Raw genomic sequence first — 16,491 nt, forward strand, 5'->3', positions numbered from 1 at the left:
ACCGGCCCGTTTTGCATTCATCCCACGCTTGTTGCTCGTGTCCGATCCCGTCTCCCCGTCATTCATTCCGGCGCCGCTCCAGTGCGGCCGCTTCACGCTGACGTTCGAACGCCCGCTCGTGATGGGCATCCTCAACGCGACGCCCGACTCGTTCTCCGACGGCGGCCGCTTCCTCGCCCATGACGATGCGCTGCGCCAGGCCGAGCAGATGCTCGCCGAGGGCGCCGACATCCTCGACATCGGCGGTGAATCGACCCGCCCGGGCGCGCCGCCGGTGCCGCTCGACGAGGAGCTCGCGCGCGTGATTCCGCTGGTCGAGGCGTTGCGCCCCCTGAACGTGCCGCTGTCGATCGATACTTACAAGCCGGCCGTGATGCGCGCGGCGCTGGCCGCCGGCGCGGACCTGATCAACGATATCTGGGGCTTTCGCCAGGCCGGCGCGATCGACGCCGTGCGCGACGGCAACTGCGGCCTGTGCGCGATGCACATGCTCGGCGAGCCGCAGACGATGCAGGTGCACGAGCCCGACTATCGAGACGTGGTCGCCGACGTGCGCGATTTCCTCGCCGAGCGTGCACGAGCATTGATGGACGCCGGCGTCGCGGCGGAACGCATCTGCGTCGACCCCGGTTTCGGGTTCGGCAAGGCGGTGATCGAACACAACTATGCGCTGCTTGCCGCGCTGCCCGACACGACGCCCGCGCGGCCCGACGGCCGGCCTTACCCGATTCTCGCGGGGATGTCGCGCAAGTCGATGCTCGGCGCGGTGATCGGCGGCAAGCCGCCGATCGAGCGCGTCGCGGCGAGCGTCGCGGCCGCGCTGTGCGCGGTGGAGCGGGGCGCCGCGATCGTGCGGGTGCACGACGTCGCGGAAACGGTCGACGCGCTGAAGATCTGGAGTGCCGTGCGCGGGGCCGCACGGCATCGATAAGTCAAAACGGGAGGAACATTCATTATGGGACGTCGATACTTCGGTACGGACGGCATCCGCGGCACCGTCGGCGAAGCGCCGATCACGCCCGATTTCGTATTGCGGCTCGGCTACGCGGCGGGCAAGGTGCTGGCCGGCTCGGCTGACGTTGCGGCGGGCGCGCGCCCGACCGTGCTGATCGGCAAGGACACGCGCGTATCGGGCTACATGCTCGAGGCGGCGCTGGAGGCGGGCTTTTCAGCGGCCGGCGTCGACGTGATGCTGGCCGGCCCGATGCCGACGCCGGGCGTCGCGTACCTGACGCGCGCGCTGCGCCTGTCGGCGGGCGTCGTGATCAGCGCGTCGCACAATCCGTATCACGACAACGGCATCAAGTTCTTTTCCGCGGACGGCAACAAGCTGCCCGACGAAACCGAGGCCGCGATCGAGGCGTGGCTCGGCAAGCCGCTCGAGTGCGCGCCGTCGGACGGGCTCGGCAAGGCGCGCCGCCTAGACGATGCGGCCGGCCGCTACATCGAGTTCTGCAAGAGCACGTTCCCCGCGGCGTTCGACCTGCGCGGGATGAAGCTCGTCGTCGACTGCGCGCACGGCGCCGCGTACCAGGTTGCGCCGCACGTGTTCCACGAACTGGGCGCGGACGTGATCCCGATCGGCGTCGCGCCGAACGGCTTCAACATCAACGACGGCGTCGGCGCGACCGCGCCCGATGCGCTGGTGCGCGCGGTGCGGGCGAATCACGCGGACCTCGGCATCGCGCTCGACGGCGACGCGGACCGCCTGCAGGTCGTCGACGCAACCGGGCGGCTGTTCAACGGCGACGAGCTGCTGTACGTGCTGGTCAAGGACAGGATCGCAACTAACGGTCGAGTCGAAGGGGCGGTGGGAACGCTGATGACGAATCTCGCCGTCGAAGTCGCGCTGCAACGCGAGGGCGTGCAGTTCGTGCGTGCGGCGGTCGGCGACCGCTACGTGCTCGAGCAGCTGCGCGAGCATGGCTGGCAGCTCGGCGCGGAAGGGTCGGGCCACATCCTGTCGCTCGACCGGCATACGACCGGCGACGGCATCGTGTCGGCGCTGCTGGTGCTCGCGGCGCTGAAGCGCAGCGGCCGCACGCTCGCGCAGATGCTCGACGGCGTCACGCTGTTCCCGCAGAAGCTGATCAACGTGCGGATGAAGCCCGGCGCGGACTGGAAGGGCAATGCGTCGATCCGGGCCGCGATCGACGGCGCGGAACAGGCGCTGGCCGGCAGCGGCCGCGTGCTGATCCGTGCATCGGGCACCGAGCCCGTGCTGCGCGTGATGGTCGAGGCGGAGCAGGCGGCGGACGCGAGCCGTCACGCCGAGGCGATCGCCGACGCGGTGCGCGCCGCGACTGCCTGAATCCGGCCGGCGGGCGGCGCATGTGCGCACGGCCGCCGGTTGCCTGCCGGCCGTGCTTCGCACGCCGGCCCGGGTTCGGACGCTCCGTCCGGCCAGCACGGCGACTGCGTCGGCGCTGCCGGCCCGACATCGCGCCGAAGTCCGCTTCCGACCCCTGAACCGCTTGGCGCGGCGTGTCCAGTCCGGATGTGCCGCGTGCGAGTGCGAACCGGGTACAATCCGCTCGCCTGATCGACCGCTTTCGACGCGGGATCGGACGCACATTTTCCGCCTTTCCCTCCCCGGCATTTATTGCCTATTCTCCCGGTGCCGGCGCTGCCCGCACACGTCCGTTTCACCCTCCTGTGTTGCCTTTCAAGTAGTCATGTTACTGTCACGCCAGTTTCATTGATTGTCACAGTACTGTCATGAGGAGCCCCTAACCTTCGCGGTGCCGTAGTCATCCGCTCACACACTGGAGGTCTCATGAAATTGATGCAAACCGCGATTGCCGGCCTGGCTGGCGCACTCTTCGCTGTTGCTGCGCACGCCGCCGACATCACGGGCGCAGGCAGCACGTTCGCGATGCCGATCTACACGAAATGGGCTGCCGATTACCAGCAGGCCGGCGGCGCGAAGATCAACTACCAGGGCATCGGCTCGTCGGGCGGCCTGAAGCAGATCAATGCGAAGACGGTCGATTTTGCCGGTTCGGACGCACCGCTGAAGGACGACGAACTCGCGAAGGATGGCCTGTTCCAGTTCCCGACGGTAGTCGGCGGCGTGGTGCCGGTCATCAACGTGCCGGGCGTGAAGGCGGGCGAGCTGACGCTGTCGGGCCCGGTGCTCGGCGACATCTACCTCGGCAAGATCAAGAAGTGGAACGACCCGGCGATCGCCGCGCTGAACCCGAAGGCCAAGCTGCCGGATACCGACATCGCAGTCGTGCGCCGTGCGGACGGCTCGGGCACGAGCTTCATCTGGACGAACTACCTGTCGAAGGTCAACGACGAGTGGAAGTCGAAGGTCGGCGAAGGCACGACGGTCAACTGGCCGACCGGCACGGGCGGCAAGGGCAACGACGGCGTCGCGGCATTCGTGCAGCGCCTGCCGGGCGCGATCGGCTACGTCGAGTGGGCGTACGCGAAGAAGAACAGCATGGTCTACACCGCGCTGAAGAACTCGACGGGCACGGTGGTCGAGCCGAAGACGGAAACCTTCAAGGCCGCTGCCGCCGGCGCGAACTGGTCGAAGTCGTTCTACCAGATCCTGACGAACCAGCCGGGCAAGGAAGCATGGCCGGTCGTCGGCGCGACGTTCGTGCTGCTGCACGCGAAGCAGGACAAGCCGGAGCAGGGCGCGGAAACGCTGAAGTTCTTCAGCTGGGCGTTCAAGAACGGCGAGAAGGCGGCTGACAGCCTCGACTACATCTCGCTGCCGCCGGCGGTCGAAGCGGAAATCCGCAAGCAGTGGAAGACCAAGGTGACGGACGCGGCGGGCAAGCCGGTCGCCGCGGAGTAAGCGTCACAGCGGTTCGCTGCCCGGCCGCGCAGGCCGGGCAGTGTTGTGCGGTAAGGCCGGGCGTCAAGGCGCCCGGCATTCAGAAGCAGGCGCCCATGTCTGATATTCCATACGTGTCCTCCCGGTCCGCCGGCAACGCGCAGCAACACGCGCCCAGCCGCCTCGGAGACATCCTCTTCGGCGGCCTCGCCCGGCTCGCCGCGATCGTCACCCTGCTGCTCCTCGGTGGCATCATCGTCTCACTGATCATCGCGTCGATGCCGACCATCCAGAAGTTCGGCCTCGGCTTCCTGTGGCAGTCCGAATGGGATCCCAATTCGGATGTCTACGGCGCGCTCGTGCCGATCTACGGCACCATCGTGACGTCGGTCATCGCGCTGCTGATCGCGGTGCCGGTCAGCTTCGGCATCGCGCTGTTCCTCACCGAGCTGGCGCCGGTCTGGCTGCGCCGCCCGCTCGGCATCGCCATCGAGCTGCTCGCCGCGATCCCGTCGATCGTCTACGGGATGTGGGGGCTGCTCGTGTTCGCGCCGATCTTCGCAACCTATTTCCAGAAACCGATCGGCCGCCTGTTCGACGGCGTGCCGCTGCTCGGCGCGCTGTTCGCCGGCCCGCCGATCGGCATCGGCATTCTCGCCGCCGGCGTGATCCTCGCGATCATGATCATCCCGTACATCGCGTCGGTGATGCGCGACGTGTTCGAGGTCACGCCCGTGCTGCTGAAGGAATCGGCCTACGGGATCGGCTGCACGACCTGGGAAGTGATGTGGAAGATCGTGCTGCCCTATACGAAGACCGGCGTGATCGGCGGCGTGATGCTCGGCCTCGGCCGCGCGCTCGGCGAAACGATGGCCGTGACGTTCGTGATCGGCAACACGAACCTGCTCGACAACGTGTCGCTGTTCTCGCCCGGCAACAGCATCACGTCGGCGCTCGCGAACGAGTTCGCCGAAGCGTCGCCCGGCCTGCATACGGCCGCGCTGATGGAACTGGGCCTGATCCTGTTCGTGATCACCTTCATCGTGCTGGCCATCTCCAAACTGCTGCTGCTGCGTCTCGAGAAAGGAGAGGGCAAGAAATGACCGAGCCCGTACTGAACTTCCCCGGCCCGGACGGCGCCGTGCTCGACGCGATGCGCAGCCGGCTCCAGCGCAAGCGCAAGATCGTCAATGCGATCGCGCTCACCGCGTCGCTCGGCGCGATGGTGTTCGGCCTGATGTGGCTCGTGTGGATCCTCTACACGACGCTGAGCCTCGGCATCGGCGGCCTGTCGCTGCAAATGTTCACCGAATCGACCCCGCCGCCGAACACCCCGGGCGGCGGCCTCGCGAACGCGATCGTCGGCAGCCTGCTGCTGGTCGGTTTCGGCACGCTGGTCGGCACGCCGATCGGCATCCTGGCGGGCGTCTACCTCGCCGAATACGGCAAGAAGAACCCGCTCGCGAGCACGATCCGCTTCATCAACGACATCCTGCTGTCGGCGCCGTCGATCGTCGTGGGCCTGTTCGTCTACGCGATCGTCGTCGCGAAGTCGGGCCGCTTCTCCGGCTGGGCCGGCGTGATCGCGCTCGCGCTGCTGCAGATCCCGATCGTGATCCGCACGACCGAGAACATGCTGAAGCTCGTGCCGAACGCGCTGCGCGAAGCGGCCTTCGCGCTCGGCACGCCGAAGTGGCGGATGGTGCTGAAGATCACGCTGCGCGCGTCGGTGGGCGGCATCATCACGGGCGTGCTGCTCGCGGTCGCGCGGATTGCCGGCGAAACGGCGCCGCTGCTGTTCACCGCGCTGTCGAACCAGTTCTTCTCGTGGGACATGAGCCAGCCGATGGCGAACCTGCCCGTCACGATCTTCAAGTTCGCGATGAGCCCGTTCGCGGAATGGCAGTCGCTCGCGTGGGCGGGCGTATTCCTGATTACGCTCGGCGTGCTCGGACTCAACATCCTCGCGCGTTCGATCTTCTCGAAACAGTAACGGCGGAGCAATCCGATGAATATGGCAGAAAGCCACCTGAATCCCATCGAACGTGTCGCTGCGCCGGCCGGTACGCACGGCGCGACGGACGGCCGTCCGCTCGCGCCGCTGAACGCGAAGATCGAGGTCAACAACCTCAACTTCTTCTACAACAAGTTCCATGCGCTGAAGAACATCAACCTGCGCATTCCCGAAGGGAAGGTGACGGCGTTCATCGGCCCGTCGGGCTGCGGCAAGTCGACGCTCCTGCGCACGTTCAACAAGATGTACGCGCTCTATCCGGAGCAGCGCGCCGAAGGCGAAATCCTGATGGACGGCGAGAACCTGCTGACCACCAAGCGCGACATCTCGCTGTTGCGCGCGCGGATCGGCATGGTGTTCCAGAAGCCGACGCCGTTCCCGATGTCGATCTATGACAACATCGCATTCGGTGTGAAGATGTTCGAGAAGCTCACGCGCTCGGAAATGGACGACCGAGTCGAGTGGGCGCTGACGAAGGCCGCGCTGTGGAACGAAGTGAAGGACAAGCTGGGCCAGAGCGGCTACGGCCTGTCCGGCGGCCAGCAGCAGCGTCTGTGCATCGCGCGCGGCATCGCGATCCGTCCGGAAGTGCTGCTGCTCGACGAGCCGTGCTCGGCGCTGGACCCGATCTCGACGGGCCGCATCGAAGAGCTGATCGCGGAGCTGAAGAGCGACTACACGGTCGTGATCGTCACGCACAACATGCAGCAGGCGGCGCGCTGCTCGGACTATACGGCCTACATGTACCTGGGCGAACTGATCGAATTCGGCGAGACCGAGAAGATCTTCATCAAGCCGGTACGCAAGGAAACGGAAGACTACATCACCGGCCGCTTCGGTTGATGACGGAGAACAACAGCCATGACGGATAAACATTTGTCGAGCCAGTTCGACGCCGATCTCAATGCCGTGTCGTCGAAGGTGCTGGAGATGGGCGGGCTCGTCGAGGCGCAGATCACGGGCGCGATGCACGCGCTGAACGAATTCGACCGCGACGCGGCCGAGAAGGTGATCGCGAACGAAGAGATCCTGAACGCGATGGAAGTCGAGATCGACCAGGAGTGCGGCAACATCATCGCGCGCCGCCAGCCGGCCGCGCGCGACCTGCGCCTCCTGATGTCGATCTCGAAAACGATTACGAACCTCGAGCGCGCCGGCGACGAGGCGGAGAAGATCGCGAAACGCGTGCGCCGCCTGGTCGACGAGCCGGCCGCACGTACCGTCAACATCGCCGAGATCAAGGTGTCGGGCGAGATGGCCGTGACGATCCTGCGCCGCGCGCTCGACGCGTTCGCGCGGCTCGACACGGTCGCCGCCGCGCAGATCGTCAAGGACGACAAGGAGATCGACCAGGAATTCCGCGCGTTCGTGCGCAAGCTCGTGTCGTACATGCAGGAGGACCCGCGCACGATCTCGGTCGGCCTCGAATACCTGTTCATCGCGAAGGCGATCGAACGGGTCGGCGACCACGCGAAGAACATCGCCGAATTCATCATCTACATCGTGAAGGGCACCGACGTGCGGCACCAGCCGCGCGACACGCTCGATCGCGAAGCCAACAGCTAACCGTCCAGGTACAAGGCGAACAACGAGGTGCCGATGCCCAGCAACATTCTCGTCATCGAAGACGAACCCGCGATATCCGAGCTGATCTCGGTGAATCTCCAGCATGCCGGACACTGCCCGATCCGCGCGTACAACGCGGAGCAGGCGGCGAACCTGATCAGCGACGTGCTGCCCGATCTCGTGCTGCTCGACTGGATGCTGCCGGGCAAGTCCGGCATCGCGTTCGCGCGCGATCTGCGCAACAACGAGCGGACCAAGCACATCCCGATCATCATGCTGACCGCGCGCGGCGACGAGCAGGACAAGGTGCTCGGGCTCGAGATCGGCGCGGACGACTACGTGACGAAGCCGTTCTCGCCGAAGGAGCTGATGGCGCGCATCAAGGCGGTGCTGCGCCGCCGCGCGCCGCAGCTGACCGAGGACGTCGTGTCGATCAACGGGCTGCGTCTCGACCCGGCCACGCACCGGGTGGCCGCGCACGCGGACGGCAGCGAGATCAAGCTCGATCTCGGCCCGACCGAGTTCCGCCTGCTGCACTTCTTCATGACTCACCCGGAGCGCGTGCACAGCCGCACGCAGCTGCTCGACCAGGTGTGGGGCGACCATGTGTTCGTCGAGGAGCGCACCGTCGACGTGCATATCAAACGATTGCGCGCGGCCCTCAAGCCGGCGGGTTGCGACGCGATGATCGAAACGGTCCGCGGCAGCGGCTACCGCCTCGCGAAGCACGCGTGACGCACATGGGCGGCGCATCGTGCGCCGCGCAGGCATTTCAACTTTTCGGACGCTGAATCATGAACATCATCTGGGCGCGCTTCCTGGTGTCGCTCGTGTTGCTCGTGCTGATCAGCGTACTGGTCGGCTTCTTCGCCGGCCCGAGCGCCGGACTCGTGTTCGCGGCCGTGATGCTGGCCGCACAGGGTTTTTTCAGCACGTTTCATACGCAGCGCCTGTGGCGGCTGCTCGACGCGCCGGTATATGGTGAAGTGCCGAGCGCGCCCGGCATCTGGGGCGAGATCTACTACCGGCTGCACAAGCTCGCCAAGCAGTGGCATGCGCAGGTGCGGCAGGTCGAGCAGCAGCATTCGCGCTTCATCCAGGCAATCCAGGCGTCGCCGAACGGCGTCGCGATGCTCGACGAGCACGACACGATCGAATGGTGCAACGCGATCGCCGAAGTGCATTTCGGCCTCGATGCGAAGCGCGACCTGCGCCAGCACGTCACGAATCTCGTCAGGCATCCGGATTTCGTCCGCTACCTGAATTCGCAGCACTACGACGAGATGCTCGTGATGCACGGGATGGGCGACGCGCGGCAGAACGTGCTCGCGGTGCAGGTGTTCCCGTACGGCGAGAACCGCAAGCTGCTGCTGACGCAGGACATCACCGAGCTCGAGCGCACCGACGCGATGCGGCGCGACTTCGTCGCGAACGTGTCGCACGAGCTGAAGACGCCGCTCACCGTGCTGTCGGGCTTCCTCGAGACGATGCGCGAACTGCCGCTGAACGAGGAAGACCGTGCACGCTACCTCGACCTGATGGAGCAGCAGGCGTCGCGGATGCGGCATATCGTCACCGACCTGCTGGTGCTCGCGAAGCTCGAAGGCGACAGCAAGCCGGCCGCCGATCGCGCGATCGACATGCGGTCCGTGTTCGACCATCTGAAGGAAGATGCGCAGTCGCTGTCGAACGGGCATCACGACATCTCGTTCACGCTCGACGACACGCTGGCGGTCGCCGGTGCGCAGACGGAAATCTTCAGCGCGTTCGCGAACCTCGTGATCAACGCGATCCGCTATACGCCGGAGGGCGGCAAGATCATCGTGTCGTGGCGGCGCGAAGGCGCGCAGGCGGTGTTCTCGGTGACCGACAGCGGGTTCGGCATTCCGGCCGCCGACCTGCCGCGGCTGACCGAACGCTTCTACCGCGTCGACCGCAGCCGGTCGCGCGACACGGGCGGCACCGGCCTCGGGCTCGCGATCGTCAAGCACGTGCTGCAGCGGCACGACGCGCACCTGTACATTCAGAGCGAGGAAGGGCGCGGCAGCACGTTTACCGCGCGCTTTCCGGCGTTGCGAACCGTTACAGTGAGGCCGGCGGCGTTCGAGGCCTGATCCGGCGGAGATAAAAAATCGCAGCCTGTTTCCGGGCTGCGATTTTTTTTTGCTCGCGCGGCGCGTTAAGGGCAGAACTTCGCGAGCAGGCCGAGCTGCGCGTTGCGCGTCGTCTTGCCTGCGCGGCGGCGGCGATAGTGGCCGTCGCTGTGCATCAGCCATGCCGACTGGTTGTCGCCGAGAAACACCGACAGGCCTTCCGCGATCACGCGGCGCTTGAGCTTGCGCTCATGGATCGGGAACGCGACCTCGACGCGGCGGAACAGGTTGCGGTCCATCCAGTCCGCGCTCGACAGGTACACGTCTTCCGCGCCGTTCGCGTGGAAATAGTAGATGCGGTGATGCTCGAGGAAGCGGCCGACGATCGAGCGCACCACGATGTTGTCCGACAGCCCCGGCACGCCCGGCTTCAGCGCGCAGACGCCGCGCACGATCAGGTCGACCTTCACGCCCGCCTGCGACGCTTCGTACAGCGCGGCGATCACCGACGGCTCGAGCAGCGCGTTCATCTTCGCGACGATGCGCGCGCGCTTGCCGGCGCGTGCGTTCTCGGTTTCGGCGCGGATGCCGTCGATGATGCGCGGATGCAGCGTGAACGGCGACTGCCACAGCTCGTGCAGCGTCAGCTCGCCGCCGATGCCGGTCAGCTGCTGGAACACGTGATGCACGTCCTCGCAGATCTTCTGGTCGGCCGTCATCAGCCCGAAGTCGGAGTAGAGGCGCGCGGTGCGCGGATGGTAGTTGCCGGTGCCGAGGTGCACGTAGCGGCGCAGCGACGCCTTGCCGCCCTGCACGACGCGCCGCACGATCAGCATCATCTTCGCGTGGCACTTGTGCCCGACGACGCCGTACACGACATGCGCGCCGACGGCTTCGAGCTGCGAGGCCCAGTTGATGTTGGTTTCCTCGTCGAAGCGCGCGAGCAGCTCGACGACGACGGTCACTTCCTTGCCGTTGCGCGCGGCTTCCATCAGCGCGTCCATCAGCGGCGAGTCGGTGCCGGTGCGGTAGATCGTCTGCTTGATCGCGACGACGCTCGGATCCTTCGCTGCCTGCTGCAGCAGCTCGAGCACGGGCTGGAAGCTCTCGTACGGGTGATGCAGCAGGATGTCGCCATCGTCGATCGCGTCGAACATCGTCGGCGCATTCGCGATGGCGGGCGGGATCGACGCGGTGAACGGCGCGAATTTCAGGTCCGGCCGGTCGACGAGATCGGGGATCTGCATCAGCCGCACGAGGTTCACCGAACCGATCACCCGATAGCAATCCTTCTCGCCGAGCCCGCCTTCCTCGAGCAGGCGCCGCACGATGTGCGGCGGCGTGTCGGCGGACACCTCGAGGCGCACCGCGTTGCCGAGGTGGCGCGCGGGCAGTTCGCCCTGCAGCGCGACGCGCAGGTTCGTGATTTCGTCTTCGTCGACGAACAGTTCGCTGTTGCGCGTGATGCGGAACTGGTTGCAGCTCTTCACGACGAGCTGCGGGAACAGCTCGCCGACGAAGCGCTGCATGAACGAGCTCAGCAGCACGAAGCCGTGCTCGAACCCTGACAGCGACTGCGGCATGCGCACGACGCGCGGCAGCGCGCGCGGCGCCTGCACGATGCCGAGCACGGCCTGGCGGCCGAACGCGTCGCGGCCCTCGAGCTCGACGACGAAGTTCAGGCTCTTGTTCAGCACGCGCGGAAACGGGTGAGCGGGATCGAGGCCGATCGGCGTCAGCACCGGCAGCAGCTCGTCGAGGAAGTAGCGCCGCGCCCACTCGGTCTGCTCGTCGTTCCACGTGTCGCTGCTGTGGAAGTAGATGCCTTCCTGCTCGAGCGCCGGCAGCACCGTTTCGTGCAGCATCGTGTATTGCCGGTGCACGAGCCGCTGCGCGCGCTCGACGACGAGATCGTAGGCATGTTGCAGCGACATGCCGTCGGGCGTGAGCGCGCCGGGATTGTCGCGGATCTGCTCCTGCAGGCCGGCCATCCGCACTTCGAAGAATTCGTCCAGGTTGCTGCTCGTGATGCAGATGAAGCGCAGGCGCTCCAGCAGCGGGACATGCGGGTCGGCCGCCTGTGCGAGCACGCGCTCGTTGAATCCCAGGATGCCGAGTTCACGATTCAGAAGCGGGTAGCGGACGGACATCGGCGGAGTAGGGGGCTGATCGGGCAACGACTCGAAAGGACGCTCGGAAACTCTCACGGTGCGATGACGTGCTGATGACACGGGTCGTTAGGTATCGGCAAATTCTACGCTGGAAACCTTTCGTCTCATAAATGTTTCGCCTATATACAATGTTGCGGTGTGCATGCCCGGCGAACGTGACACCGGCAGGCGTTCCACGCTTAAAATGTCGCCTTTGAGTCATTGCCTCGCGGCGGCGGTTGTCGCGGGCGCATGCGCACGGAGCCCCCTTCTGATGGTTATGACCCCCCACTTGCTGGCTGCCGTGGATCTCGGCTCGAACAGCTTCCGGCTGATCGTCGGGCGCATCGAGGAGACGCCGGCGGGCAGCCAGATCTATCCTGTCGACGCGCTGCGCGAGCCGGTGCGGCTGGCCGCGGGCCTGTCGAGCGACAAGATGCTCGATCGCGCGTCGCAGGAGCGTGGCTGGGAGGCGCTCAAGCGATTCGGCGAACGGCTGCGCGATTTCCATCCGGATCACGTGCGGGCGGTGGCGACCAACACGCTGCGCGTCGCGAAGAACGCGGGCGAATTCCTCGTCGAGGCCGAAGCGGCGCTCGGCTTCCCGATCGAGGTGATCGCGGGCCGCGAAGAGGCGCGCCTGATCTATGCGGGCGCCGCGCATTCGGTGCCGGCGAGCGCCGGCAAGCGGCTCGTCGTCGACATCGGCGGCGGCTCGACCGAATTCATCATCGGCTCGCACTACACGCCGCTCGTGATGGAGAGCCTGTACATCGGCTGCGTGAGCCACAGCCGCGCGTTCTTCCCGGCCGGCAACGTCGACGAATACACGATGCGGCAGGCCGAGCTCGCCGCGAAGCGCGAGATCCAGATCATCTCGGGCGAGTACAAGAAGGCGGGGTGGGACCAGGCGATCGGCTCGTCGGGCACGGCGCGCGCGCTCGCGGAGCTCGTCGAGGCAAACGGCTTCAACGATCCCGGCGTGTCGCACGGAATTTCGCGCGGCGGGCTGGAGCGCCTGAAGCGTGCGCTGATCAAGTCCGAGAACGTCAACCGGCTGAAGCTCGTCGCGCTGAAGCCCGATCGGGTGCCGGTGCTCGCGGGCGGGCTGGCGATCATGCTCGCGGTGTTCGAGGAGCTCGGCATCGACTACGTCGACACGACCGACGGCGCGCTGCGCCTCGGCGTGCTGTACGACCTGCTCGGCCGCGCGCAGCACGAGGACATGCGCGCGGTGACCGTCGAGGGCTTCACGCGCCGCTACGGCGTCGATCGCGCGCAGGCCGAGCGGATCGCCGCGCTGTCGGTGCGCTTCTACGACCAGCTCGAGGACGAGCCGGACGAAGAGCGCCGCGAGGAAAGCCGGATGTTCCTCGGCTGGGCGGCGGCGCTGCACGAGATCGGCCTGTCGATTTCGCACAGCGCGTATCACAAGCATTCCGCGTACATCGCGAGCAACGCGGACATGCCGGGTTTCTCGCGTACCGACCAGGCGCGGCTCGCCGCGCTCGTGCTCGGTCATGCGGGCAAGCTCGGCAAGCTGTCGCAGGCGCGCGAGGTCGAATGGCCGCTGCTGTTCTGTCTGCGGCTGGCCGCGCTGCTGTGCCGGCGCCGTACTGATGCGGGGCTGCCGGACATTTCGGTCACGCAGATGAAGAAGGGCGGCTACGAAGTGCGCCTGCCGGGCGCGTGGGTCGAGCAGAATCCGCTGACCGACTACAGCCTCAGCCAGGAGGCGGCGGAATGGGAGAAGGTCGGCACCCCGTATCGCGTGGTGTACACGGGCGCGTGACGCGGGCGGCGCGGCCCGGGGCGGCGCCGCCGCCGGGTGCGTTCAGTCCGACGCGCAGACGATTGCCGTCAGGAACGGGAACGCCTGCTTGACGGTGGCGTCGCTGCCAGCCTTGCGCACGGCCGCCTCGACCGAACGCTTCATGCCCTTGACCACGACCCCGTACGCCCATTCGCCGATCGGCGTGCCGCTGCCCTGGCGGAAGATCGGGTCGTTCGCCTGATAGCCGAGCACGACGTAGACGCCGAAGCCGTAGGCGGTCAGGTCGTGCTCGGTGTGGAACGCGTTGACCGAATTCGACTCGACGTGCATCGGCTCCCGCTCGATGTCGCCGGCGGCGAGCAGCGGCGCGACGAACTTGTGGCCGTTGGAATGACAGTCGAGCGCATCGTCGAGCGATTTGGCGGACGCGATGCCCGGTGCCGCCAGCGTCAGCAGCGCGCCGAAGAGGGTGGTCTGAAGGATGTATTTCATGCGATGGAGTCGGTTGTTGCCGGCTATTATCGCGTGATCCCGCGCATGGCGTGACCGGGTTCCCGGTGCGGAGAAGGCGGTCGCATGCCGGGCGGTTTGCTCCCTTTCTTGTCGGATGGGTGCCGCGAAGGGATTCGAACCACCGCCTCCCTGATTGAATCCGCTTTCCTTGCAAACCTGTCATTTCCAGAATAATTCCAATTCCCTTACAGTCCCGTCGAATCAGAGATAATCCTGGACCGGCTTTGGAACACCGTATCTGGCGGGGTTGCATCCGGCATGGACTTACCGGATTTCATCAGACAATTTAAAGCCCGGGGAATGGCCTCGGTTGCGCGAGATGCGTGCCACCGCCGGAACGCTCCGGATTTCGGGATTGCAGATGACACGAACACCAGGCCCGCGCCAGGGCGGCGGCGGGAATCTCGCGCACTGAAACGCACTGAAATTTAGATCGTTTGCTCGCTTCAGAAATACGCGGGTCTGCCGTAAAAGCGTATAGGCGATTTGAAGCATCAGGAGCGCGGCGCGATTCGAATTTGATAAATTGTTTTAACAATTCGCCGTCAATTGGATGTTGATCGTTGTTTTTCCGGGGGGAATCTGCTACAGTCCACGCCGCGCGGAGGCCGGCGTATTAGGTGTGCAAAGTAATTAATCCTGATAAGCCGGTTGTTGATGTCAACCCGGTATTTTCGATGGCCCTGTTCCCATTGACGGTGGACGGACGGGGGCATTGGGATAGCGATCAACTTCATCCGGCCCGACGTGCCCGCAACGAAGCGCCGTGCGCTTTCTCGAGCGGGTCGGTCGATACAAGAAACGCCTTCCGAGAAACAAGCCTCAACGAGAACAACAATGGCCGATTTGCATTGGACCATGCCAATCGCCAGATGGACGTCGATTTCGACCGCGGGGGTGCCGGGTGTCGAATTTATCGATCCGATGGTGCGCCGCCGGTTGAGCCGCTTGTCCCGGCTCGCCTTGCAATCCGCTCACGATTGCACGGGTGAACATCGCGCATTGCGCGTCGTGTTCGCGTCGCGTCACGGCGAATTGGCGCGCACGACGGGCATTCTCGAAGACATCCAGGCCGCCGAGCCTGTTTCCCCGACCGCCTTCAGTCTTTCCGTCCTCAATGCCGTCACGGGTGTGTTCGGCATCGCGCGCGGCGACCGGTCCGCCGCCAGCGCGATCGCGGCCGGGCCGGAAACGCTCGGGTACGCGTTGCTCGAAGCGTTCGCGCAATACGAAACCGACGCGTCGTCGCCGGTGCTGCTCGTCTATGCGCACGAACCTGCCGATCCCGTCTATGGCGATGTCGACGACGATCCCGAAAGCGAAGCACTCGCGATCCTGCTCGATCGACGATCGGCGATCGGCCATTTGACCTGCGACGTGACGGGGCGCGCCGAAAGCGGCGGCGGGCAGGGCGCTGACGCCACGCAAAGCGCGGCGGTCCGGCGCTGCCTGTCCGGGCAGACCGGGCACGCGGACGCGACGTGGCAGCGCGGCGACTCGGTCTGGCGATGGAGCTGGCATGCGCACGCGGCTTGACTACGGCTGGCGGCTGTTCGCGACGGGCGCGTGCCTGAGCTTCTTCGCGCTGTGCGGCTCCGCGTTCTCGCTGCTGGCGATCGTCGCGGGCACGCTCTGGCCGCACCGGCGCTCGCGTCAACGAGGCGTGACGCTCGTCATCCATCACTTCTTCCGCATGCTGGTCGCCGTGCTGCAGCGCATCGGCGTGATGACGCTCGAGGTGTCCGGCTCGGCGCGATTGCGCGACGGCGGGCCGTCGATCGTCGTCGCCAATCACCCGACCTGGCTCGACGTGATGGTCTTGCTGTCGCTGACGCCGAAGGCGTGCTGCGTGGTAAAGCGCGGCCATTGGGGCAACCCGTGTTTCTGGGGCATCGTGCGCGCGGCCGAGTACGTGAGCAATGCCGATGCGGTCGAACTCGTCGATGCCGGCGCGCGGCAACTGGCGGCCGGCTACACGATGATCATCTTTCCCGAAGGCACGCGCAGCCCGGGCGCCAATCGCCTGCATGCGTTTTCGCGCGGCTTTGCGCACATGGCGCTGCTCTCGCGCAGCCGGATCCAACCGGTCCTGATCGATTGCGATCCGCCGGTATTCACGAAGGAACTGCGCTGGTATCACGTGCCGTCGCGGGCGTTTCGCATGCGGATCACGGTACTCGAGCCGATCGACATGGACCGGCTGATCCCCGAGGACAAGTCGCCGTCGATCGCGGCGCGCAACATCGCGCACGCGGTGGAAACGCATATCACCCAACACCTGTTCCAGCATGGATACTTTAAAACTGCAAATTAAGCAGCTGCTGATCGAGATGCTCGATCTCAACGACATGACGGTCGACGACATCGACGACGACGCGCCGCTGTTCTCGACAGACGGCGTCGGGCTGGACTCGGTCGACGCGCTCGAAGTCGGCATCATGCTGCGCAAGAAATTTCAACTGACGATCGCCGCAAACGACGAGCGCACGAAAGCACATTTCCGCTCGATCAATACGCTGGCCGCATTCATCGCGAGCCAGCAGGCGCATCAGCAATCGAACCACGCCGTTCCGGCAACCGGGGAGTGACAC

At 65.9% G+C, this 16,491-nt stretch carries 15 protein-coding genes; 13 read left to right on the plus strand and 2 right to left on the minus strand.

Annotated elements, in window-relative coordinates; genetic code table 11:
* Nucleotides 1–31: 31 nt before the first annotated feature.
* The 9 genes from folP to phoR all read left to right on the plus strand — a co-directional run bounded on the left by folP (nt 32) and on the right by phoR (nt 9,484).
* Nucleotides 32–931, plus strand: a complete 900-nt coding sequence (gene folP / locus ACFIMZ_RS06940) for a dihydropteroate synthase (RefSeq protein WP_431822439.1) — start codon at nt 32–34, stop codon at nt 929–931.
* 24 nt (nt 932–955) lie between these two features.
* Nucleotides 956–2,311: a phosphoglucosamine mutase gene (gene glmM / locus ACFIMZ_RS06945; protein ID WP_431821980.1), complete on the plus strand. Its 1,356-nt coding sequence runs from the start codon at nt 956–958 to the stop codon at nt 2,309–2,311.
* A 465-nt stretch (nt 2,312–2,776) separates the two neighbouring features.
* On the plus strand, nt 2,777–3,811 hold the full coding sequence (gene pstS / locus ACFIMZ_RS06950; protein ID WP_431821981.1) for a phosphate ABC transporter substrate-binding protein PstS: 1,035 nt from the start codon (nt 2,777–2,779) through the stop codon (nt 3,809–3,811).
* 95 nt (nt 3,812–3,906) lie between these two features.
* Complete coding sequence (gene pstC / locus ACFIMZ_RS06955) at nt 3,907–4,893, plus strand: phosphate ABC transporter permease PstC (protein ID WP_431821982.1); 987 nt, start codon at nt 3,907–3,909, stop codon at nt 4,891–4,893.
* Nucleotides 4,890–5,783, plus strand: coding sequence for a phosphate ABC transporter permease PstA (gene pstA / locus ACFIMZ_RS06960; protein ID WP_431821983.1), 894 nt, complete (start codon nt 4,890–4,892; stop codon nt 5,781–5,783). The genes pstC and pstA overlap by 4 nt, the downstream gene beginning before the upstream one ends.
* Before the next feature lie 15 nt (nt 5,784–5,798).
* Entirely contained in the window at nt 5,799–6,647 is an 849-nt protein-coding gene (pstB, locus tag ACFIMZ_RS06965) for a phosphate ABC transporter ATP-binding protein PstB (protein WP_010092661.1), read from the plus strand.
* Nucleotides 6,648–6,665: 18 nt separating this feature from the next.
* Nucleotides 6,666–7,370, plus strand: coding sequence for a phosphate signaling complex protein PhoU (phoU, locus tag ACFIMZ_RS06970; protein ID WP_431821984.1), 705 nt, complete (start codon nt 6,666–6,668; stop codon nt 7,368–7,370).
* A gap of 33 nt (nt 7,371–7,403) precedes the next feature.
* Complete coding sequence (gene phoB / locus ACFIMZ_RS06975; protein WP_010092659.1) at nt 7,404–8,105, plus strand: phosphate regulon transcriptional regulator PhoB; 702 nt, start codon at nt 7,404–7,406, stop codon at nt 8,103–8,105.
* A gap of 59 nt (nt 8,106–8,164) precedes the next feature.
* Nucleotides 8,165–9,484 carry a phosphate regulon sensor histidine kinase PhoR gene (gene phoR, locus ACFIMZ_RS06980; protein ID WP_431821985.1) on the plus strand — a complete coding sequence of 440 codons (1,320 nt, stop codon included), beginning with the start codon at nt 8,165–8,167 and terminating at the stop codon, nt 9,482–9,484.
* Nucleotides 9,485–9,549: 65 nt separating this feature from the next.
* Here the strand turns inward: phoR and ppk1 are convergent, their stop codons facing one another.
* Entirely contained in the window at nt 9,550–11,613 is a 2,064-nt protein-coding gene (ppk1, locus tag ACFIMZ_RS06985; RefSeq protein WP_431821986.1) for a polyphosphate kinase 1, read from the minus strand.
* Between the two features lie 274 nt (nt 11,614–11,887).
* Between ppk1 and ppx the strand changes: the two genes are divergently transcribed.
* A complete protein-coding gene (gene ppx, locus ACFIMZ_RS06990) occupies nt 11,888–13,405 on the plus strand; it encodes an exopolyphosphatase (protein WP_431821987.1) in 1,518 nt (505 codons plus the stop codon).
* A 42-nt stretch (nt 13,406–13,447) separates the two neighbouring features.
* Here ppx and ACFIMZ_RS06995 read toward each other — a convergent pair whose 3' ends face one another.
* Nucleotides 13,448–13,879 carry a hypothetical protein gene (locus ACFIMZ_RS06995; RefSeq protein WP_431821988.1) on the minus strand — a complete coding sequence of 144 codons (432 nt, stop codon included), beginning with the start codon at nt 13,877–13,879 and terminating at the stop codon, nt 13,448–13,450.
* Nucleotides 13,880–14,737: 858 nt separating this feature from the next.
* On the opposite strand from ACFIMZ_RS06995, the gene ACFIMZ_RS07000 reads away from it, so the two are divergent.
* From ACFIMZ_RS07000 to ACFIMZ_RS07010, 3 genes are read left to right on the plus strand one after another with little or no spacing between them, the layout of a single operon-like run.
* Nucleotides 14,738–15,436, plus strand: a complete 699-nt coding sequence (locus ACFIMZ_RS07000) for a beta-ketoacyl synthase chain length factor (protein WP_431821989.1) — start codon at nt 14,738–14,740, stop codon at nt 15,434–15,436.
* Nucleotides 15,420–16,214: a lysophospholipid acyltransferase family protein gene (locus tag ACFIMZ_RS07005; RefSeq protein ID WP_431821990.1), complete on the plus strand. Its 795-nt coding sequence runs from the start codon at nt 15,420–15,422 to the stop codon at nt 16,212–16,214. Before ACFIMZ_RS07000 ends, ACFIMZ_RS07005 begins: the two co-directional genes overlap by 17 nt.
* Nucleotides 16,189–16,488, plus strand: a complete 300-nt coding sequence (locus ACFIMZ_RS07010; protein WP_059715586.1) for a phosphopantetheine-binding protein — start codon at nt 16,189–16,191, stop codon at nt 16,486–16,488. The genes ACFIMZ_RS07005 and ACFIMZ_RS07010 overlap by 26 nt, the downstream gene beginning before the upstream one ends.
* Nucleotides 16,489–16,491 lie beyond the last annotated feature (3 nt).

It is taken from the genome of Burkholderia sp. F1, from assembly GCF_050813845.1.
Classification (GTDB): domain Bacteria; phylum Pseudomonadota; class Gammaproteobacteria; order Burkholderiales; family Burkholderiaceae; genus Burkholderia; species Burkholderia ubonensis.